Source organism: Providencia alcalifaciens (assembly GCF_915403165.1).
In the GTDB taxonomy this organism is placed as follows: domain Bacteria; phylum Pseudomonadota; class Gammaproteobacteria; order Enterobacterales; family Enterobacteriaceae; genus Providencia; species Providencia alcalifaciens_C.
This window is the reverse complement of sequence record NZ_OU659204.1, coordinates 2726992-2747979: the sequence shown is the minus strand read 5'-3', so window position 1 is coordinate 2747979 and position 20988 is coordinate 2726992. Positions and strand designations below refer to the sequence as shown.

At 40.5% G+C, this 20988-nt stretch carries 18 protein-coding genes; 11 read left to right on the top strand and 7 right to left on the bottom strand.

Translation table 11 applies throughout. From position 1 onward, the window contains the following. The first annotated feature begins 8 nt into the window (after window positions 1-8). Window positions 9-407 (top strand): 8-oxo-dGTP diphosphatase MutT, encoded by a 399-nt coding sequence (mutT, locus tag LDO73_RS12615; RefSeq protein ID WP_224058240.1) that lies wholly within the window; start codon window positions 9-11, stop codon window positions 405-407. 82 nt (window positions 408-489) lie between these two features. On the opposite strand, the gene yacG is transcribed toward mutT, so the two are convergent. The 7 genes from yacG to ampD form a co-directional block, all read right to left on the bottom strand. After that, window positions 490-687 (bottom strand): DNA gyrase inhibitor YacG, encoded by a 198-nt coding sequence (gene yacG / locus LDO73_RS12610; RefSeq protein ID WP_132495795.1) that lies wholly within the window; start codon window positions 685-687, stop codon window positions 490-492. A 15-nt stretch (window positions 688-702) separates the two neighbouring features. Further along, window positions 703-1461, bottom strand: coding sequence for a cell division protein ZapD (gene zapD, locus LDO73_RS12605; protein WP_224058239.1), 759 nt, complete (start codon window positions 1459-1461; stop codon window positions 703-705). 8 nt (window positions 1462-1469) lie between these two features. Beyond that, on the bottom strand, window positions 1470-2075 hold the full coding sequence (gene coaE / locus LDO73_RS12600; protein ID WP_224058238.1) for a dephospho-CoA kinase: 606 nt from the start codon (window positions 2073-2075) through the stop codon (window positions 1470-1472). Window positions 2076-2230: 155 nt separating this feature from the next. Further along, window positions 2231-3415, bottom strand: a complete 1185-nt coding sequence (locus tag LDO73_RS12595; protein WP_224058237.1) for a type II secretion system F family protein — start codon at window positions 3413-3415, stop codon at window positions 2231-2233. Between the two features lie 4 nt (window positions 3416-3419). After that, window positions 3420-4814 carry an ATPase, T2SS/T4P/T4SS family gene (locus tag LDO73_RS12590; RefSeq protein WP_224058236.1) on the bottom strand — a complete coding sequence of 465 codons (1395 nt, stop codon included), beginning with the start codon at window positions 4812-4814 and terminating at the stop codon, window positions 3420-3422. A gap of 13 nt (window positions 4815-4827) precedes the next feature. After that, window positions 4828-5253 (bottom strand): prepilin peptidase-dependent pilin, encoded by a 426-nt coding sequence (ppdD, locus tag LDO73_RS12585; RefSeq protein WP_224058235.1) that lies wholly within the window; start codon window positions 5251-5253, stop codon window positions 4828-4830. Window positions 5254-5549: 296 nt separating this feature from the next. Further along, window positions 5550-6086, bottom strand: coding sequence for a 1,6-anhydro-N-acetylmuramyl-L-alanine amidase AmpD (ampD, locus tag LDO73_RS12580; RefSeq protein ID WP_224058233.1), 537 nt, complete (start codon window positions 6084-6086; stop codon window positions 5550-5552). Between the two features lie 101 nt (window positions 6087-6187). On the opposite strand from ampD, the gene nadC reads away from it, so the two are divergent. From nadC to argO, 10 genes are all read left to right on the top strand, one after another. Beyond that, a complete protein-coding gene (nadC, locus tag LDO73_RS12575; protein WP_224058231.1) occupies window positions 6188-7105 on the top strand; it encodes a carboxylating nicotinate-nucleotide diphosphorylase in 918 nt (305 codons plus the stop codon). 584 nt (window positions 7106-7689) lie between these two features. After that, the gene (gene pdhR, locus LDO73_RS12570) at window positions 7690-8466 is read left to right on the top strand and encodes a pyruvate dehydrogenase complex transcriptional repressor PdhR (RefSeq protein WP_224058229.1); all 777 of its coding nucleotides are present in this window, start codon (window positions 7690-7692) and stop codon (window positions 8464-8466) included. Window positions 8467-8679: 213 nt separating this feature from the next. Beyond that, on the top strand, window positions 8680-11346 hold the full coding sequence (aceE, locus tag LDO73_RS12565; RefSeq protein WP_224058227.1) for a pyruvate dehydrogenase (acetyl-transferring), homodimeric type: 2667 nt from the start codon (window positions 8680-8682) through the stop codon (window positions 11344-11346). A 13-nt stretch (window positions 11347-11359) separates the two neighbouring features. Then, window positions 11360-13237 (top strand): pyruvate dehydrogenase complex dihydrolipoyllysine-residue acetyltransferase, encoded by a 1878-nt coding sequence (gene aceF / locus LDO73_RS12560; protein WP_224058225.1) that lies wholly within the window; start codon window positions 11360-11362, stop codon window positions 13235-13237. Between the two features lie 205 nt (window positions 13238-13442). Beyond that, window positions 13443-14870: a dihydrolipoyl dehydrogenase gene (gene lpdA / locus LDO73_RS12555; protein WP_224058224.1), complete on the top strand. Its 1428-nt coding sequence runs from the start codon at window positions 13443-13445 to the stop codon at window positions 14868-14870. Between the two features lie 290 nt (window positions 14871-15160). Next, entirely contained in the window at window positions 15161-15400 is a 240-nt protein-coding gene (locus LDO73_RS12550) for a hypothetical protein (RefSeq protein ID WP_224058222.1), read from the top strand. A 586-nt stretch (window positions 15401-15986) separates the two neighbouring features. Continuing rightward, window positions 15987-18584: a bifunctional aconitate hydratase 2/2-methylisocitrate dehydratase gene (acnB, locus tag LDO73_RS12545; RefSeq protein ID WP_224058221.1), complete on the top strand. Its 2598-nt coding sequence runs from the start codon at window positions 15987-15989 to the stop codon at window positions 18582-18584. A gap of 133 nt (window positions 18585-18717) precedes the next feature. Further along, window positions 18718-19083 (top strand): YacL family protein, encoded by a 366-nt coding sequence (locus LDO73_RS12540; RefSeq protein ID WP_036951163.1) that lies wholly within the window; start codon window positions 18718-18720, stop codon window positions 19081-19083. A 152-nt stretch (window positions 19084-19235) separates the two neighbouring features. Continuing rightward, window positions 19236-20108 (top strand): small-conductance mechanosensitive channel MscS, encoded by an 873-nt coding sequence (gene mscS / locus LDO73_RS12535; RefSeq protein WP_036951161.1) that lies wholly within the window; start codon window positions 19236-19238, stop codon window positions 20106-20108. Between the two features lie 217 nt (window positions 20109-20325). After that, on the top strand, window positions 20326-20943 hold the full coding sequence (gene argO / locus LDO73_RS12530) for an arginine exporter ArgO (protein WP_224058219.1): 618 nt from the start codon (window positions 20326-20328) through the stop codon (window positions 20941-20943). Window positions 20944-20988 lie beyond the last annotated feature (45 nt).

Here is a 20988-nt window from a genome sequence, read left to right as displayed (position 1 = left end):
AAGAAATTATGGAAAAAAAACATCTGCATATTGCCGCTGGGATCATTCGTAATGCTCAGCAACATATTTTTATTACTCAGCGACCTGAAGGTACTCACATGGCTGGGTTTTGGGAGTTTCCTGGTGGAAAGTTAGAAAAAGGGGAAAATCCTAAGGATGCATTGATCCGTGAATTGGAAGAAGAAGTGGGTATTGCGGTGAGTGACTGTGATTTATTCCATCAAGTTGATCATGAATTTGACGATAGATTTATTACGCTCTACTTCTTTATGGTTTCAGGCTGGGAAAATGAGCCCTATGGAAAAGAAGGGCAAAAATCACGTTGGATTGAGCAGCAAAGCTTAATTGCACAAGAGTTTCCACCTGCTAATCGCGTGATTGTTGATATGTTGACCAAGGACGCGTAATAACCAGTCGCCAGTAATGAAGATGAAAATAGCCTAATGCAGAGATTGGGCTATTTTCATTATCAACATAGTTAAAGTGAAATTAATGCTCAGGTGCTTCACTCCAATTATCGCTATCGGAAATATCTCCTTGGCTTTCAATGCGTTTTTCTTCGGCGGCCCACTCACCTAAATCAATCAATTGACATCTTTTGCTGCAAAATGGACGAAAAGGGCTGGATTCATTCCAAGTCACGACTTTTTGGCAAGTCGGACAATTGACTTCAATAATTTCATTCATACATTGACTCTCAAACTAACAACAGGCTAACTGAAAACGAATTACGTCTGGGAGTATACCATTCTCGCTATCGATATGAAGAAAACGTAAGGCAAAACGCGTTTTATGCCCTGAAATTTGAGGGTATATCAAATGCTCTGGCGATAATCTAATACGTAAAAGCTCTTTTCCTTCGACATTACCTTGAAAGAAACCATTATGAGATTCGGCAGATTCAAAATTTCCATTCTGACGGATTAGTAATAACACGGTTTTTAAGGCATCTTGCAGAGGGTCTAAGCTATTTAGCCAGCTTTTGATTTCATTATCTCTATCTGATTGAGGGATGTTTAGCCACAGTTGAAGGGTGGGTAAATCAAAGTTACAGCATCCACCGGGAATACTGAGACGTTGGCGTACCATACTAATAATTTTATCATTACGTAGTTGATGGCCAAATCGAGGTGCGGACATTAAATTACTTATTTTCGGTGTTAGGTCATTTAAAAGAGAGGTGATTAATGTTTTATCAACATTTGGGGCATCGGCCCAACCGAGTAGCCTACTTTTTTGTTTTTCGAGTTCTTTGATAAGATCAGAGCGAACTTCGCCTCTATCCAAAATTTCAATCAGTTCAGAAACAGAGCGGAAAAAGGCAATTCCAGAGGAGTAGGAGGTAATATGGCTCTGTTCATAGATTTGCATTAGTAATGTTTCAAGCCGCAGCCAAGAACGAATTTTTTCATTCATTGGATATTCATAAGTAACCAAAGTTGTTTCGATTTTTTCGCTCATGCTCATTCCTATTCTTTTTGTGCTGCAAGTGCTAGGTATTGCTTGTGTAGTTCTGCAACTCTATTTGGCAGCTCAGTATCATCTGTATGATTAGTGATGATATCGTTAGCATACGACAACCTTTCTTCTCGAGATACTTGAGCATTTAATATATTAATAACATGCTCTAGGCTGGTGTCATCGCGTCTAATAGTTCTCTCTATTTGTTCTTCTCTTGTTACATCAACAACAAGAACACGATCTGCTAAATGCGAAATTTTATTTTCAATAAGCAGGGGGACTACCCATAAAACATAAGGATAGTTAACCCGCTGAAGTTGTTTCTGTGTTTCTTGTTGTATCAAAGGATGAAGCAGCGCATTTAGCCACGCTTTTTCCTTCGGTTCGGAAAAAACAACTGTCCGTAAAAAAACTCTATTTAAAGTGCCATCATGGTTTAACACTTTTTGACCAAAGTGCTGTTGAATGCTGAGCAATGCAGGGGTATTAGGTTCAACAACTTGGCGGGCGATGACATCAGCATCAACGAGGGGCACCCCAAGTTTAGCAAATTCATTGGCAACAGTTGTTTTGCCACTTCCTATCCCCCCTGTGAGGGCAACAATATAAGACATAAATGATTCATTAGTTCACGGGAAATAAGTCAGGTTACACTGAAAGTTTTAATTTGTCTGTATACAATTGAGTCAAGCCATCATGTTATGGATATATGTGTGATTCCAATCTATTTTTACTATCTAAATTGAACTGTTTTTTTTTGGACAATAAGCTACATTCCAGAAATGACTGAGCCTAATTTAAATATTGGCAAATACATTGCAAACATTATTAAGCAGATAATGATAGCTATAAATAAGAGTAATATAGGTTCAAGGCTCTTAAGGTGATGCTCTGTAATAGTCTTATATTGTTGTGAATAATACTTAAATAAATATAATGCAAAGTATTCTAGCTTGCCAGATTCTTCTGCCAAAGAAATTAACTGAATTGCTAATTTTGGAAAAAGTTGTGTATTTTTCATTGCATCAGATAGTGACTCTCCTTTAAGAATAGAGTGATAAATTTCATGACACTCTTCCTTGTATTTATGATGCATTATCGTGTTAGTAGAGCAATCAAGGCATTCCATGAGAGATAATCCTGATTTTAGTGTGGAAGATAATGTTAAAAAATAGATGTTCAAGTTTTTGGCTCTGATGATGTTATTGATATAAGGAAGATGTTGAGTTATATGACTCAGTTTTCTGGACATGAAAGTTTTATGTTTAATAAATAAAAATATAGTTGTGAGCAGTGTGAACATCATCCATTGAACATTTTCAATCAGAGTATCAGATATTATAATGACTACCTTTGTTATGGACGGTAATTCCTGTTGAAAGCTTTCGTAAATTTCAACAAACTGCGGAATGACAAAAACCAGCATGATGATGAGTAATAGGCTTGAGAACCCTATAAGGGTAACTGGGTAACGTAAAGCTTTTTTTATTAAGATTGATGTTTTCTGGTTATGTTCAAGCATATTCTTGATAATCAAAAAGCTTTCATCATAATTTCCCGTTTTTTCGGCGATTACGATTAAGCTTATTGTTGTACTATTAAAAATATTCGGGTGATTTTCTAGGTTTTTAATAAAACTAATACCTTTCTCTAGATCATTGATTACCTGATTAATGAGGCTCCTCCAAAAAGGTAAATGGCAATTAAGTCGAAGTAGTTGAAAGCATTTTAATAAACTAATACCTGAGGAAGATAGTATATTTAGCTGGTGAAAGAAATGAATTCTGTAGTTTAAGTTTTCCATATCCAATATAAATATAGATTTTAATTTTATTGATATTGGAGTTTGACCTCGCTTGATTATCTCTAAAAAAGCCTGTTGTTTGTTTTTTGCTACTAAGCTATCAGTTATATACGAATTACTTTCAAGTGAAGTGTATTTATATACAAACATTAATTTACTCTCCTTTTCCGATAATAGAATAAATTTCTTGTAATGTTGTTTCTCCAGCTTCGACTCGCTCAAGGCTGGCTTGAAATAAACCTTTGAAATTATCAGATAACTCACCCTTGTCTTTTAATATAAAGTCGAGTTGTGTTTGATCGAGGTATTCATATATTGCGGTGCGTCCCATGAATCCAGAAAAACAATGTTCGCATCCTGTAGAGTAGTATTCATGAATATTTCGTATTGTATTTATCGGAGTAATACGTGCTGTTTCTTGTTTACAGTATGTGCAAAGTTTTCTAACTAAGCGCTGAGCGATAACCATTTTTAAACAAGATTGAAGCTGGTTTCTATCAACACCTAGTTGTTCCATGCGTGTAATAGCACTGACTGTACAATTAGTATGGAGCGTTGATAGAACAAGATGGCCTGTTTGTGCGGCTCGAGCAGCTATCTGAGCAGTTTCTTCGTCTCTAATTTCACCAATCATAATAACATCAGGATCTTGTCGAAGTAGTGCTCGAAGAATAAAAGCAAAAGTAAGTGAGTATTTTTCGTGTACTTGTGTTTGGTTGATCCCCCCAAGGGGGATCTCAATAGGGTCTTCAATGGTAGATATATTTCTTGATGTTTGATTAAGGTATTCCAGTGCACTATAAAGAGTGACAGTTTTACCGCTACCCGTGGGCCCTGTCACGAGAATCAATCCTTGTGGTTTTTGTAAGGTGTTTTTTAGTAGAGGTAATAAAGTCGGGCACATTCCAATTTGTTCAAGAGAATATTTCAGCTGAGTATTTAATAATCTCAGAACTAATTTTTCACCATGAAGTGTGGGCATGCTGGACAGGCGGATGCTGAAATTCTTGCGCTCAAAGCTCCAATTCATCTGCCCATCCTGCGGTATTCTTTTTTCTGCAATATTCATTTTTGATAATATTTTTATTCGAGCAATGACCTCGTTGTTTATTTCATGGGGTGGTGAAGGGATAACGTAGAGTTTTCCATCTACTCTAAGGCGAATTTTTAGGTTATGTTTGGTTGGTTCAAGGTGAATATCAGATGCACGCTTTCTTACTGCCATCTTTAATAAATCATCGACAAAATCAACGGCAGGAGATACCACATTGATAAGTTCAATAGTGTTAGCCTGATAAGTATTTTCATTTTCATTGATTTCTAAAACATGGCGATTGAAATAATGGTCAATTTTTTCTTTAGGCCATATTTCATAACAAACTGGTACGCTGGCAATAAAACGTAATGTGGATAATAAATTATCATTGGGTTTTTCTATTGTGGCTATGGATAACCTTTTTTCGTTGTAATCGATAATCACGATATAGTTTTTGTCACAAAGCACTTTGAGTTCTTTGAAAATATAATGGCTTTCCCTAGATGTGCGCATGTTAATTCCTTAATTAGAAGCTCAATGTTTTTTCACAAAGTTTTTTTAGATCTGCATTATTATCAGCTTGGCAACTGATGCTCCATGAAAATGGTGATGTAGCTGTTGAGTTCGTGGGTGTCAAAATACCCGTAAGACCGGTTAATGTTTTTTCACCAACAAAGGTAATGACACCTGCTTTTGCATCAATCTGTTTTAGATATTTTCCTTTTATATTGCTCGGTATATCTTCTTTTCCTGAATTACATTTGGCTAAAAGACCTTGGTTAAAGCTGCACAGTTCCACACTGTTTTTATAAGGCAAGATAGTTTGTAGTACGTCAGTCATGGCTGCTTTTTGCATATAGCTTTGATAACCCGGTATAGCAACTGCGCTGAGTATTGAAATTATTGCGATAACAACCATTATTTCGATTAAGGAAAATCCTTTCTGATCCATGAGTAAAACCTCTTTGATAATGTGAGGCTTCATCATAAAAAACATTTTTAGTGAAAATACGAATTGAAAATTCAGGTTACGAGTGGCTTTGTAAAGTGATCTTGCAAATGGTGAGTTGTCTCATTTTATTTCGAGCGTTCTCGCAAAAACATATCAAGAATATTTTTTCTAATAAAAATGAGTCAGTCAGACTGATATAAATATAGGTACATCAGGAAGAGGAGCTAATGGGACGGTTACTCTCATTAGCTAAGATAATAGACGGATAATTCGTAAAAATTATCAATGGGCAAAGCTTAGAGTGCGTTTTTATAGTGCTGCCAATCAAAGTAAGGGCCTGGGTCAGTTTTTCGATGGGGAGCAATATCGCTATGACCTGTAATATTCTGCTCGATTTGCGGGAATTCAGTTATCAGTAACCTAGTGAGCTTGGTTAAAGTTACATATTGAGCTTCAGTGAAGGCTTCATAATCCGTACCTTCTAACTCGATGCCAATAGAGTAGTCGTTACATTTTTCTCGTCCTTGATAATTTGATTGCCCCGCATGCCATGCACGCTTGTTGAAAGGAACATATTGAATAATTTCACCATCCCGACGAATAAGGCAATGAGCCGAAACACGTAGATGTTTAATTTCATCGAAAAAAGGGTGTTCTCCGGGATTTAAAGTACCAGTAAATAGTTGGTTAATATAAGGGCCACCAAACTGTCCTGGTGGAAGGCTAATATTGTGAATGACGAGAAGTGTAGGTTCTTCGCCCTCAGGGCGGTCATCATGATATGGGGAAGGGATATGAGTCACATTATTTAGCCAACCATCATGTATTTTCATATCAGTATCCATAGTATGCTCTTTTCTTTTTTGTAAGTACCCGTAATTAAGAAAGATTAGCATAGTTGAGATCCATACGGGTGCATATTTTGGAGTAAATAATGACTACACGACGCTATGATGAACAAGAAAGACGCAAACTTTTAATGGCAAGATTGATTACTGATATTCCTCTTATGGTCAGTGTTGCTTTAAAAGAAGATCTCGGACAGGTCATTGATTATAAAAGGGACATTACAGGGCAGCTATTAAATGAAGAGGCGCAAGCGACAGCTCGAATTATTACCCGCGAAGAAGGTGTTTTTTGCGGACAAAAATGGCTAGAGGAGGTTTTTTACCAACTAGGTAATAAAGTTAAGGTAGATTGGAAGGTTCAAGACGGCGATAAGGTTTCACCAGACCAAGTATTATGTGAGATGCAAGGGCCTTCTCAAATTCTACTCACAGGTGAAAGAACGGCGTTAAATTTTGTACAAACGCTATCTTCGGTTTCCACCGTGACAGCAAAGTATGTTGCTTTTCTTGACGGTACTCGAACTAAATTATTAGATACCCGTAAAACTATCCCAGGTTTGCGGAGCGCATTAAAGTATGCAGTGCTCATGGGGGGCGGATATAACCACCGATTAGGTTTGTCTGATGCTTATTTAATCAAAGAAAATCATATTATTTCAGCGGGATCTGTTTCCCAAGCTGTCTCGCTTGCTCGCCAAGCACATCCAGATGTTCCTATTGAAGTAGAGGTAGAAAATCTAGAAGAGTTGTTACAGGCTCTCAAAGCTCAAGCGGATATTATTATGCTTGATAACTTTACGACTGACATGATGAAAGATGCCGTTGTTCTCACGGATGGTAAAGCTGCTTTAGAAGTATCAGGAAATGTGACAGATAAAACGATCAGAGAGTTTGCATTGACAGGTATTGATTTTATTTCAGTAGGCGCGCTGACAAAACATATTCAGGCATTAGACCTCTCAATGCGATTCATTGAACCGGAAAGCCAGCTGGAGCTAGTTTAAGCTAGACAGTGAGGCGACAAAGATAACGGGGAGGTTGATAGATTATACATCTCCCCCTAAAAATGAATGACTATATAGATAGCGACTATTTTTTGAACGCCCACTCATGATTATTGAATTGTACTGAATATTTACGGAATACTTTTTACCATTGGTATGCAGTTTTCATATGATTAACTAGTAAGTGTATTTTTACTAACTATGGATTTAACAAATCATTAACCATGCTAGGGGTATTTTTTTGTAAAAAGATGCTTAATGTTCACTGGTTGCTTATTTATTCCATTTTTGTGATTTTTAATGCGATAATTGGTAAGCTGTAACGGTTCAGTCTGGGGTTTTTTGGCATAAAAAGTCATGTTTTTTGTTAAAATTGTGTGTTGTTTAATCAAGGCTTGGTTATTAATTAATGCTTTTTTTAAAATAAACCGTTAAAACTTGCAGGATTTTATGATTTAGCTCAAGGTCTTTATGGACAGATAGTGAATACTTTGTTACTTTATTAAGCCATAAAATAATTGGTATGACCAATTAACACTGGGTACTAGATAATCAATAATTACTCACTATGAAAATGGCAGATTATGACTTACGGTAAAATTCGCCAACCAAAGTTATCAGATGTAATCGAGCAGCGGCTTGAGCATCTCATATTCGAGGGGACTTTACGCCCCGGCGAAAAGCTGCCTCCTGAACGTGAACTTGCTAAGCAATTTGATGTCTCAAGGCCATCAGTGCGTGAAGCTATTCAAACCTTAGAGGCCAAAGGTCTTCTATCTCGTCGTCAAGGTGGTGGCACATTTGTACAAAAACAGATGTGGCAAAGTTTTAGTGACCCATTGACCGAATTACTTGCTGGTAACCCAGAATCTCAATTAGATCTTCTTGAAACTCGTCATGCATTAGAAGGCATCGCTGCTTACTATGCGGCATTACGTGGTACGGAAGAAGATTTAGAGCGTATTCGCCAAAGCTATGAATTGATTAAATCAGCTCAGAAGAGTGGTGACCTTAACGCGGAATCAGATGCGGTATTACAGTATCAACTGATTGTAACGGAAGCTGCTCATAATGTAGTGCTGTTACACTTGTTACGTTGCATGATCCCTATGTTAGAGCAAAATATCCGCCAGAACTTCGAGTTTCTATATACCCGTAAAGAGATGTACAACGCGGTAAGCGATCATAGAGAACAGATTTTTTCTGCTATTGTCGCAAGGGAACCTGAAAAAGCGAGAGAAGCGTCTCATCGACATCTTGCTTTTATCGAAGATTTGCTACTAGACATCGGGCGTGAGCAGACTCGCCGAGAGCGTTCATTACGTCGCTTACAGCAACATCCAGACCTAGATCAGATTTAAGGCAAGAATCAGCTTTAAAGCTAGACCAGATTTAAAATTGGTAGTGTAGATCCTGACTGCTGCGTCTACATTACTGTGAGTGCTCTTAATTAGAGATAAAGCGGCAACTACATCAGGGCCTATCTTCCCGCTGTTTTCATTAACATGAAGAAAATGGCAGGAAGATAGGCTCCATATAACCATATAAAATAGATAACAGATAAGGAATACACCATGTCAGATATGTTAAAAAATGACGTGGATCCGATTGAAACTCGCGACTGGCTACAGGCGATTGAATCGGTCATCCGTGAAGAAGGTATTGATCGTGCACAGTTTATTATCGAACAGGTATTAAGCGAAGCACGTAAAGGTGGTGTTAACATTGCCGCTGGTGCATCTGGTAGTTCTGATTATATCAACACAATTGCTGTTGAAGATGAGCCTGCATACCCTGGTAACATGGATTTAGAACGCCGTATCCGTTCTGCAATTCGCTGGAACGCTGTAATGACCGTTCTGCGTGCATCTAAAAAGGATTTAGAACTGGGTGGTCATATGGCATCATTCCAGTCTTCCGCAACTTTATATGAAGTTTGCTTCAACCACTTCTTCCGCGCTCATAACAATAATGACGGTGGTGACTTAGTCTTCTTCCAAGGCCATATCTCCCCAGGTATCTATGCGCGTGCATTCTTAGAAGGTCGCTTAACTGAAGAGCAGATGAATAACTTCCGTCAAGAAATTGGTGGTAACGGTCTGTCTTCTTATCCGCACCCTAAATTAATGCCTGATTTTTGGCAGTTCCCTACCGTCTCTATGGGTCTGGGGCCAATCAATGCTATCTACCAAGCTAAATTCCTGAAATATTTGGATAACCGCGGTCTGAAAGACACTTCAGCACAGCGTGTTTATGCGTTCTTAGGTGATGGTGAGATGGATGAGCCAGAATCTAAAGGTGCAATTACTATCGCAACTCGCGATAAGTTAGATAACTTAGTTTTCGTTATTAACTGTAACCTGCAACGTCTTGATGGCCCAGTAACCGGTAACGGTAAAATCGTTAACGAATTAGAAGGTATCTTCAGTGGCGCTGGCTGGCAAGTTATCAAAGTTATGTGGGGCGACCGTTGGGACGAGCTGCTGCGTAAAGATACAACCGGCAAACTGGTTCAATTGATGAACGAAACCCTTGACGGTGATTATCAAACATTTAAATCACGCGATGGTGCATACGTACGTGAACACTTCTTCAACCGTTATCCAGAAACGGCTGCATTAGTGAAAGATATGACTGATGACGAAATTTGGGCGCTGAACCGTGGTGGTCACGATCCGAAGAAAGTGTATGCAGCATTCAAAAAAGCACAAGAAACTAAAGGCAAACCAACTGTTATTTTAGCTCAAACCATCAAAGGCTATGGTATGGGTGAAACAGCAGAAGGTAAAAACATTGCTCACCAAGTTAAGAAAATGAACATGGACGGCGTTCGCCACTTCCGTGATCAGTTCAATGTGCCAGTTGCTGATGATCAAATCGAAAAACTACCATTAATCACTTTCGATAAAGATTCTGAAGAATACAAATATCTGCACGAACGTCGCCAAGCTCTGGGCGGTTACTTACCAGCTCGTCGCGCTAAATTTGATGAAAAACTGGAAATTCCAGCTCTGTCAGATTTCAGTCAATTACTGGAAGAACAATCTAAAGAGATTTCAACAACAATCGCATTCGTCCGCGCACTGAATGTCATGTTGAAAAACAACTCAATCAAAGAGCGTTTAGTACCAATTATCGCTGACGAAGCACGTACTTTCGGTATGGAAGGTCTGTTCCGTCAAATTGGTATCTATAGCCCGAAAGGTCAACAATATACTCCGCAAGATCGTGAGCAAGTTGCTTACTATAAAGAAGACTCTAAAGGTCAGATCCTGCAAGAAGGTATCAACGAACTGGGCGCAGGCTCTTCATGGTTAGCGGCTGCAACATCATACAGCACCAACAACCTGCCTATGATCCCATTCTATATCTACTACTCTATGTTTGGTTTCCAACGTATTGGCGACTTAATGTGGGCAGCAGGTGACCAACAAGCTCGTGGCTTCCTGATCGGTGGTACTTCTGGTCGTACAACACTGAACGGTGAAGGCTTACAGCACGAAGATGGTCATAGCCATATTCAATCACTGACTATCCCTAACTGTATTTCTTATGACCCAGCTTACGCTTACGAAGTCGCGGTTATCATGCAAGACGGTTTAGAGCGTATGTATGGTGAGAAACAAGAGAACGTGTACTACTACATCACGACTCTGAACGAGAACTATCACATGCACGCAATGCCAGAAGGCGTTGAAGACGGTATCCGTAAAGGTATCTATAAACTGGCTTCAGTTGAAGGCAAAAAAGGTAAAGTGCAGTTATTAGGTTCTGGTTCTATGATGCGTCACGTTCGTGAAGCTGCAGATATCTTGGCTGCGGAATACGGAATTGGTTCTGATGTATACAGCGTAACATCATTCACTGAATTGGCTCGTGATGGTCAAGACTGTGAGCGTTGGAACATGCTGCACCCATCAGCGACGCCACGTGTACCTTATGTCGCGCAAGTTATGAATGATGCGCCAGCTGTTGCATCGACTGACTACATGAAACTGTTCGCTGAACAAATCCGTACTTATGTTCCAGCCAGTGAGTACCGTGTATTAGGTACTGACGGTTTCGGTCGTTCTGACAGCCGTGAGAACCTGCGTCACCACTTCGAAGTGGATACAACGTATGTCATCGTTGCAGCGTTAGGTGAATTGGCTAAACGTGGTGAGATTGATGTTAAAGTCGTTGAAGAAGCGATTAAAAAATACAACATCAACCCAGATAAAGTTAACCCACGTTTGGCATAAGAGGTAATAATCAATGTCTATTGAAATCCAAGTGCCAGATATCGGTGCTGATGAAGTTGAAGTCACCGAAGTAATGGTAAAAGTTGGTGATAAAGTAGAAGCAGAGCAATCGCTCATCACTGTTGAAGGTGATAAAGCTTCTATGGAAGTCCCATCTCCACAAGCGGGTGTGGTTAAAGAGATTAAAATTGCAGTGGGTGACAAAGTTACTACTGGCAAATTAATCATGATTTTTGATTCAGCAGAAGGTGCATCTGCACCAGCAGCAGCGCCTGCGGCTCCAGTAGCGGCACCAGCTGCTCCTGCTACTGCAGCATTGAAAGAAGTTGCTGTACCAGACATCGGTGGTGATGAAGTTGAAGTCACTGAGATCATGGTTAAAGTCGGTGATGCAATCACGGCTGAGCAATCTCTGATTACCGTTGAAGGCGATAAAGCGTCAATGGAAGTACCAGCACCATTCGCAGGTACAGTTAAAGAGATTAAGATTGCGACTGGCGATAAAGTGAAAACTGGCTCGCTGATCATGGTATTCGAAGTCGCTGGCGCAGCGCCTGCGGCAGCGGTTTCTGCTCCAGCAGCACCAGCTGCGGCACCCGCTGCGGCACCAGCAGCAGCGGCAATCAAAGACGTTAACGTACCAGATATCGGTGGTGATGAAGTTGAAGTTACCGAAGTAATGGTAAAAGTTGGCGACACCGTAACTGCTGAACAATCTTTAATCACCGTTGAAGGCGACAAAGCATCAATGGAAGTACCGGCACCATTCGCAGGTACAGTTAAAGAGATTAAGATTGCGACTGGCGACAAAGTTAAAACTGGCTCCCTGATCATGACTTTCGAAGTTGCGGGCGCAGCACCAGCACCTACAGCAGCTCCTGCTTCTGCTCCAGTTGCAGCTCCAGCAGCCGCGCCAGTAGCCTCCGCTCCAGCTAAAGCTGCTGATAGCAAAAATGAATTTGTTGAGAACGATGCGTATATTCATGCAACACCAGTTATCCGCCGTTTAGCTCGCGAATTTGGTGTGAACTTAGCGAAAGTGAAAGGTACAGGTCGTAAAGGTCGTATCCTGCGTGAAGACGTTCAAGCTTACGTTAAAGATGCAATTAAACGTGCAGAAGCACCAGCAGCAGCTGGCGGTGGTTTACCGGGTATGCTTCCATGGCCGAAAATTGATTACAGCAAATTTGGTGAAGTTGAAGAAGTTGAGCTGGGTCGTATCCAGAAAATTTCTGGCGCTAACCTGAGCCGTAACTGGGTCATGATCCCGCACGTAACTCTGATGGAAGAAGTGGATACCACTGAAGTTGAAGAGTTCCGTAAGCAGCAGAACAAAGAAGCTGAGAAGAAAAAACTGGATGTGAAAATCACTCCATTGGTCTTCGTGATGAAAGCGGTTGCTCGTGCTCTGGAAGAAATGCCTCGTTTCAACAGCTCTATTTCAGAAGATGCGCAGCGTCTGTTCCTGAAAAAATATATCAACATCGGTATCGCTGTAGATACACCAAATGGCTTAGTGGTTCCTGTTTTCAAAGACGTGAACAAAAAAGGCATTATGGAGTTATCTCGTGAGCTGGGTGAAGTGTCTAAGAAAGCGCGTGCAGGTAAACTGACCGCCGCTGACATGCAAGGCGGTTGCTTCACTATCTCTAGCTTAGGTGGTATCGGAACTACCGGTTTTGCACCGATCGTGAATGCGCCAGAAGTGGCAATTATGGGTCTGTCTCGCTCTTCTATCAAACCAGTTTGGAATGGTAGTGAGTTTGTTCCACGCCTGATCCTGCCAATGTCGCTGTCATTTGACCACCGTGTGATTGATGGTGCTGATGGTGCGCGCTTCATTACTTTAGTTGGACAACTGATGAGCGATATTCGCCGTCTGGTAATGTAACTAATAAGACCGGTCAATTGACCGGTCTGTTTTATTTAGGCTGGGGCAGAGTTTTTCGCTGTTGCAACGAAAGGTTGGGAGTTACGTCACGTATTCAGCCTTTTCAGGATGTTAACAATTCTGTAAACTGCTTGCGGTGTGTACTTTACCAGTGGAAAATTCGTTTATTCGGCGGCCCCGCTGGACAAAACAAAAAGAGGTCATGATGAGTACTGAAATTAAAGCCCAAGTCGTTGTGCTTGGTGCAGGCCCAGCAGGTTATTCTGCGGCATTCCGTTGCGCTGACTTAGGTTTAGAAACTGTTTTGGTAGAACGTTACTCAACTCTTGGTGGAGTTTGTTTGAACGTTGGTTGTATCCCTTCTAAAGCATTACTGCACGTTGCTAAAGTTATCGAAGAAGCTAAAGCATTAGCTGAGCACGGTATCGTATTTGGCGAGCCAAAAACTGACATTTCCAAAGTTCGTCTGTGGAAAGAGAAAGTAATTACTCAACTGACTGGTGGCTTAGCGGGTATGGCGAAAGGCCGTAAAGTTAACGTAGTTAACGGTCTGGGTAAATTTACTGGCGCGAATACACTGGTTGTTGAAGGCGAAAACGGTAGCACCACTATCAACTTTGATAATGCGATCATTGCTGCGGGTTCACGTCCAATTCAGTTACCATTTATTCCTCATGAAGATCCACGTATTTGGGATTCAACAGATGCATTAGAACTGCAAGAAGTTCCAGAGCGTCTGCTGGTAATGGGTGGCGGTATCATCGGTCTTGAGATGGGTACTGTATACCATGCACTGGGTTCACAAATTGATGTGGTTGAAATGTTTGACCAAGTTATCCCAGCTGCGGATAAAGACGTGGTTAAAGTATTCACTAAGCAAATCAGCAAGAAATTCAACTTACTGTTAGAAACCAAAGTGACTGCTGTTGAAGCGAAAGAAGATGGTATCTACGTTTCAATGGAAGGCAAAAAAGCATCTGCTGAGCCACAACGTTATGACGCAGTGCTAGTCGCTATCGGTCGCGTACCTAATGGTAAGAACTTAGACGCAGGTAAAGCTGGCGTTGAAGTTGATGATCGTGGTTTCATCCATGTTGATAAACAAATGCGTACTAACGTACCGCACATCTTTGCTATCGGTGACATTGTTGGTCAACCAATGCTGGCTCACAAAGGTGTTCACGAAGGTCACGTTGCAGCAGAAGTTATCTCTGGCCTGAAACACTATTTCGATCCTAAAGTGATTCCATCAATCGCTTATACTGAGCCAGAAGTTGCTTGGGTTGGTTTAACTGAGAAAGAAGCGAAAGAGAAAAACATCAGCTACGAAACAGCAACATTCCCATGGGCTGCATCAGGTCGTGCAATTGCATCTGACTGCTCTGAAGGTATGACTAAGCTGATTTTTGACAAGCAATCTAACCGTATTATCGGTGGTGCGGTTGTTGGTGTTAACGGCGGCGAATTACTGGGCGAAATCGGCCTGGCAATCGAAATGGGCTGTGATGCTGAAGATTTAGCATTAACTATCCATGCTCACCCAACACTGTACGAATCAATTGGTATGGCGGCAGAGATCTACGAAGGTAGTATCACTGACTTACCAAACGCTAAAGCGAAAAAGAAAAAATAAATTTCTTTTTTAGCAAAAAATAAGCGAATTGAAGACCAAAGCAGAAATGTTTTGGTCTTTTTTATTTTAATGAATAAATGCATTAACTTATTTTCTTAATTATATAAATATCATTATTTATCCAGACTCTGAATTTTTAGAGTTTAAGTATAATGATTTTCTATCATTGATAGGAAAAGCTAAAGATCATCTTTTACAGTTAGAGCCTTTAGTTTAATTTTACATAATTAAGTTAATCTCCCTCACTTGTATTGATAGATGTCCCAATACACTATTAGCGCTAAAGAAAAATGAAAGAAAAAAACTTAGAATTATTTTTTTCAAGTCCTATGAAATATGAAAATTTGACATTAGAAGTGCAATTAGGATGGCAAAGGATCGCTGAAATAAATCAAGATAAAGGAACGGAAAATTTAGAAGTTGAATTATTTGGTTCTGATTTATCAAATAATTTTATTGCAAAGATGCCATTAGATGACTTGATATCTATTTTAGTTGAAGCTCGTGATACGCTTAAAAATGAAGGCTAGTATTGAATTATTCTCATTTAGAAAGTTTTCATTTATCAATCAATTATTTGAAATAATTTAAGTTTCAATTGAAGAGTCTAGATTTTTATAGGCTCTTTTTTATTGCTTCCTCTCAGTAATCTGGTTGAACTAAAAAGACCAATAAACTCCATAAAATTCGTTAAAAAATTTTAAACCAATCGCAATGATTTGCCTTATCAATTAGTCAGATAAGTAAAAATGAGTTATTAAATATAATTTGTGATAAGGGATGAAAAAAGGCACTAATTAGGGTGCTTTCAGTTATGAAATGGATTATAAAAAGTAGGGTCTTAATGGATGTTTATAATGGATTATGATGTTTCAAGCTTAAAAATTGCCCTATAAAGTTTGTTAATGGGTTAAGTTAGCAGAAGAATGTTACTTTCTTGTGAATGAATTAACATTACGTTTAAATTCTGCTATGCTGATCGCCCGAAGCTGGACATAATTTTGTCGCCATTGAGATTATGTGAGCAAATTCCTCTGACCTGGCACCGGATGATAATTTTTTCAGGATGGTGCAGACAGCCGGGTATATAAATAACAAAGAAGCGAGGAGAACGTCGTGCTAGAAGAATACCGTAAGCACGTAGCCGAGCGTGCCGCTCAAGGGATTGTCCCTAAGCCATTAGATGCGTCACAAGTAGCTGCACTAGTCGAGTTACTGAAAAACCCACCCAAAGGTGAAGAAGATTTCTTGTTAGACCTGCTGACCAACCGTGTTCCACCGGGCGTCGATGAAGCAGCGTACGTTAAAGCTGGATTTTTAGCCGCGATCGCAAAAGGCGAAACATCCTCCCCTCTGATCTCCCCTGAAAAAGCCATCGAACTGCTTGGTACCATGCAGGGCGGATACAATATTCACGCACTAATCGAAGCGCTTGATGATGCTAAATTGGCAGCCATCGCAGCGAAAGCACTTTCCCATACTTTACTGATGTTCGATAACTTCTACGATGTCGAAGAAAAAGCGAAAGCGGGAAATGCACATGCTAAGCAAGTGATTGAATCATGGGCAAATGCCGATTGGTTCAATCAGCGCCCTGAATTAGCCGAAAAAATGACAGTGACTGTATTTAAAGTGACTGGCGAAACAAACACCGATGATTTATCCCCTGCACCAGATGCATGGTCGCGCCCAGATATCCCTCTGCATGCTTTAGCAATGCTGAAAAACGCACGCGATGGTATCGTTCCTGATGAAGCGGGTAGCGTAGGTCCAATTAAACAAATTGAAGAACTGAACAAAAAAGGCTTCCCGCTGGCTTATGTGGGTGATGTCGTTGGTACTGGTTCTTCGCGTAAATCAGCAACGAACTCCGTTTTATGGTTTATGGGCGATGATATTCCATTCGTGCCTAATAAACGCGGCGGCGGTGTGGTGCTGGGCGGTAAAATTGCTCCTATCTTCTTTAACACAATGGAAGATGCGGGTGCACTGCCAATTGAAGTGGATGTATCTAAGCTGAATATGGGGGATGTGATTGATATCTATCCATATAAAGGTGAAGTTCGTAACCACGAAACTAACGAATTGTTAGAAACATTCGAATTAAAAACGGATGTGTTAGTTGACGAAGTTCGTGCTGGTGGTCGTATTCCGCTGATCATCGGTCGTGGCTTAACGACGAAAGCGCGTGAAGCATTAGGTTTAGGTGCAACGGATATGTTCCGTCTTGCGAAACCTGTTGCACAAAGCAATCGTGGTTATTCGTTAGCACAAAAAATGGTTGGCCGTGCATGCGGTCGTCAAGGTATTCGCCCTGGTGAATACTGTGAACCTAAGATGACCTCTGTCGGTTCTCAAGATACCACGGGTCCAATGACGCGTGATGAGCTGAAAGACTTAGCGTGTTTAGGATTCTCTGCAGATTTAGTCATGCAGTCATTCTGTCACACGGCGGCTTATCCAAAACCTGTCGATGTTACTACGCACCATACGTTGCCTGATTTTATTATGAATCGCGGTGGGGTTTCTCTGCGTCCGGGGGACGGTATTATTCACTCTTGGTTAAACCGTATGCTATTGCCAGATACTGTTGGTACTGGTGGTGACTCACATACGCGTTTCCCAATTGGTATCTCATTCCCAGCAGGTTCTGGTTTAGTGGCTTTTGCCGCCGCAACCGGTGTTATGCCTCTAGATATGCCAGAATCCGTATTAGTTCGCTTCAAAGGGCAAATGCAGCCGGGTATCACATTACGTGACCTCGTTCATGCTATTCCACTGTATGCGATTAAAGATGGCTTACTGACTGTTGAGAAAAAAGGTAAGAAAAACATTTTCTCTGGCCGTATTCTGGAAATTGAAGGTCTTCCTGAGCTGAAAGTTGAGCAAGCATTTGAATTGGCAGATGCGTCAGCCGAACGTTCCGCAGCGGGTTGTACTATCAAATTGGATAAAGCACCAATCATCGAATACCTGAAATCCAACATCGTTCTATTGAAGTGGATGATTGCCGAAGGTTACGGCGATCGTCGTACCATTGAACGTCGTATCAAGGGTATGGAAAACTGGTTAGCGAACCCTGAGTTACTCGAAGGCGATGCCGATGCAGAATATGCTGCAGTGATTGAAATTGATCTTAATGAGATCAAGGAACCAATTCTGTGTGCGCCAAATGACCCAGATGATGCGCGTTTACTGTCTGATGTTCAGAATGAAAAAATCGATGAAGTATTCATTGGTTCTTGCATGACCAACATTGGTCACTTCCGCGCAGCAGGTAAACTGCTGGATTCTCATAAAGGTCAATTACCAACTCGCCTGTGGGTTGCGCCACCAACGAAGATGGATGCCGCACAATTAACGGAAGAAGGTTATTACAGCGTATTTGGTAAGAGTGGTGCGCGTATTGAAGTCCCAGGCTGTTCACTGTGTATGGGTAACCAAGCTCGAGTGGCTGATGGTGCGACAGTCGTTTCGACATCGACTCGTAACTTCCCTAACCGTTTAGGTACAGGGGCGAATGTGTATCTGGCATCCGCAGAGTTAGCCGCGGTTGCTTCTCTGTTAGGTCGTTTACCAACGCCAGCTGAGTACCAACAGTTTATGAATAAAGTCGACGAGACTGCGGAAGATACATACCGCTATCTGAACTTTGACCAACTGGATCAGTACACTGAAAAAGCTGACGGTGTGATTTTCCAAACTGCTGTTTAATTTATCGTTAATTTATGTCTAAAGGCTCCCATCGTGGAGCCTTTTGTTTTTTTAGTCTCAATGAAACCTCTCACTCATATTCATCATCTCGCGTTATACTTAATTCAAAGACGCAAAGTGTGAGGTATTGCATATGGACTACCAATTCTTAAAGGATATTACAGGAAGTATTACCGCTAAATTTTCAATGGATCATGAAGCTATCGGTTACTGGCTAAATGAGGAAATCAAAAACGACCTCAGTTTACTGGATACCATTGCAGAAAATTATGAACTGATTAAAGGCAGTGAAAAGCAATGGGAGTTTATTGGTCACGAATACACACTTATTCTCGATGATGAGGAAGTGATGATCCGTGCAAACCAGTTAGCCTTTGAGACGGATGGCTTAGAAGAGGGGATGAGTTACTATGATAATGAAAGTATTGCCTTTTGTGGCGTAAATGACTTTTTCGATATGTTGGATGACTACCGTGAGTTTGTTATCGAAAATCGATAAATAACATTTTATTTATCGATTAATTTTATATTTTGATAATTTATAGCTATTATTTTAAGCGTGTTATTCAATTATTTACTAATAGTTTCCAAGGTTACTAATTGAATTGAGCGAGTTTTCCTAGTCTAAATTTGATCGAAAAGGATATACATATGAATACTGATGATGTTACAGGCGCATTGAATGATGCAACAAATTGGTTTGTGGCAAATCAGGATCTGCTAGTCCAGTATGTCGTCAATATCGTTTCCGCACTTGTTATTTTAATTGTGGGGTTGATGATTGCTAAATGGGTTAGCCGTGGGTTGAATCGCGTGATGACAATGAGAGGAATTGACTCCACTGTTAGCGAATTCTTATCTGCTATTGCTCGTTATACCATTGTGGCATTTACCTTAATTGCTGTGCTGGGAAAAATTGGCGTACAAACTGCCTCTGTCATCGCGGTAATGGGTGCCGCCGGTTTAGCGGTTGGTTTAGCATTACAAAACTCATTAGGTAACTTTGCTGCAGGCGTTCTGCTGGTGGTATTCAGACCATTAAAAGCGGGTGAGTTTGTTAAGATTGGCGCGATTGACGGTACAGTACAGAGCGTGCAAATTTTCTCAACCACATTGAGAACGGCAGATGACCGTATCGTGGTGATCCCAAATGGTAAAATTATTGGCGACAGCATCATCAACGTGACTCGTGAGCCGCTTCGTCGTCAAGATATCATGGTCGGTGTTGCTTACAATTCTGATATTGATGTGGTTAAAAAAGTATTGGGTGATATTGTTGCTGCGGACTCGCGTATTCTGCATGATAAAGGCGTGACTATCCGTTTGAATGAAATGGCACCATCTTCATTAAACTATTTAGTGCGTTTCTGGACAACGAATGGTGATACTTGGCCAGTTTACTGGGATTTAATGGAAAACTTTAAGCGTGCTCTTGATAAGCACAATATTGGTATTCCATTCCCACAAATGGATGTCCATCTTCACCAAGTTAATACCAGCGCAAAAAATATTTCTGCTGAATAAGTATTAACGTATTTATCCTTAAAAATGGCGTGATCTAAAAAGTTGCGCCATTTTTATTTGCACTTTGTCCTTAACCCCATCCTTATTTTTTATCATTTTTTATCGCCAATCCTGATTAGCCTTACTTATGGACCATTAGAGTTAATCGTTTTCACTAATAATTTTTTCTGGATATCATTCTTTGCAGATAGTCTGAATAATTATTAGGAAAAATTGCATGTTTACGATTTATTTTCAGGGGGCGTTGCTAGGTGCTGCAATGATATTACCTTTGGGGCCACAAAATGCATTTGTATTGCAACAAGGTAGCCGAAAACAATTTCATTTGATGAGTGCATTATTATGCGCACTAAGTGACACAATTTTAATCATTGCCGGTGTATTTGGTGGCAGTGCGCTATTAAGCCAGTCTGAGTTATTGATGGCGTTAATTACATGGGCTGGAGTCGCTTTCTTAGCGTGGTATGGCTATGGTGCATTTCGTACCGCAATGACCCCAGATGATGAGGTCTTACAGCTAGAAAGCAAAACGATGACACGCTGGAAAGCGATTGTGACTTTATTTGCCGTCACTTGGCTGAATCCTCATGTGTACTTGGATACATTTGTGGTATTAGGCAGTGTCGGTGGGCAACTAGAAAGCCAGTTACGTCCATGGTTTACTGCAGGGGCTTTGACGGCTTCATTCGTATGGTTTTTTTTATTAGCCCTGTTAGCCGCTTGGTTTTCTCCTATACTGAATAAACCACGTTCCCAGCGTTTTATTAACCTGTTTGTCGGTTGTGTCATGTGGTTTATTGCATTTAAACTCATGATGCATGGTTTGGGTTATTAATTAGCATTATTCTGAATCGCAGTTTGCGCTGAATATGATAATGTG

Coding starts and splice junctions, on each gene's coding strand:
- mutT (WP_224058240.1), top strand. CDS start 9: ATGGAAAAAAAACATCTGCATATTGCCGCTGGGATCATTCGTAATGCT.
- yacG (WP_132495795.1), bottom strand. CDS start 687: ATGAATGAAATTATTGAAGTCAATTGTCCGACTTGCCAAAAAGTCGTG.
- zapD (WP_224058239.1), bottom strand. CDS start 1,461: ATGAGCGAAAAAATCGAAACAACTTTGGTTACTTATGAATATCCAATG.
- coaE (WP_224058238.1), bottom strand. CDS start 2,075: ATGTCTTATATTGTTGCCCTCACAGGGGGGATAGGAAGTGGCAAAACA.
- LDO73_RS12595 (WP_224058237.1), bottom strand. CDS start 3,415: ATGTTTGTATATAAATACACTTCACTTGAAAGTAATTCGTATATAACT.
- LDO73_RS12590 (WP_224058236.1), bottom strand. CDS start 4,814: ATGCGCACATCTAGGGAAAGCCATTATATTTTCAAAGAACTCAAAGTG.
- ppdD (WP_224058235.1), bottom strand. CDS start 5,253: ATGGATCAGAAAGGATTTTCCTTAATCGAAATAATGGTTGTTATCGCA.
- ampD (WP_224058233.1), bottom strand. CDS start 6,086: ATGAAAATACATGATGGTTGGCTAAATAATGTGACTCATATCCCTTCC.
- nadC (WP_224058231.1), top strand. CDS start 6,188: ATGACTACACGACGCTATGATGAACAAGAAAGACGCAAACTTTTAATG.
- pdhR (WP_224058229.1), top strand. CDS start 7,690: ATGACTTACGGTAAAATTCGCCAACCAAAGTTATCAGATGTAATCGAG.
- aceE (WP_224058227.1), top strand. CDS start 8,680: ATGTCAGATATGTTAAAAAATGACGTGGATCCGATTGAAACTCGCGAC.
- aceF (WP_224058225.1), top strand. CDS start 11,360: ATGTCTATTGAAATCCAAGTGCCAGATATCGGTGCTGATGAAGTTGAA.
- lpdA (WP_224058224.1), top strand. CDS start 13,443: ATGAGTACTGAAATTAAAGCCCAAGTCGTTGTGCTTGGTGCAGGCCCA.
- LDO73_RS12550 (WP_224058222.1), top strand. CDS start 15,161: ATGAAAGAAAAAAACTTAGAATTATTTTTTTCAAGTCCTATGAAATAT.
- LDO73_RS12540 (WP_036951163.1), top strand. CDS start 18,718: ATGGACTACCAATTCTTAAAGGATATTACAGGAAGTATTACCGCTAAA.
- mscS (WP_036951161.1), top strand. CDS start 19,236: ATGAATACTGATGATGTTACAGGCGCATTGAATGATGCAACAAATTGG.
- argO (WP_224058219.1), top strand. CDS start 20,326: ATGTTTACGATTTATTTTCAGGGGGCGTTGCTAGGTGCTGCAATGATA.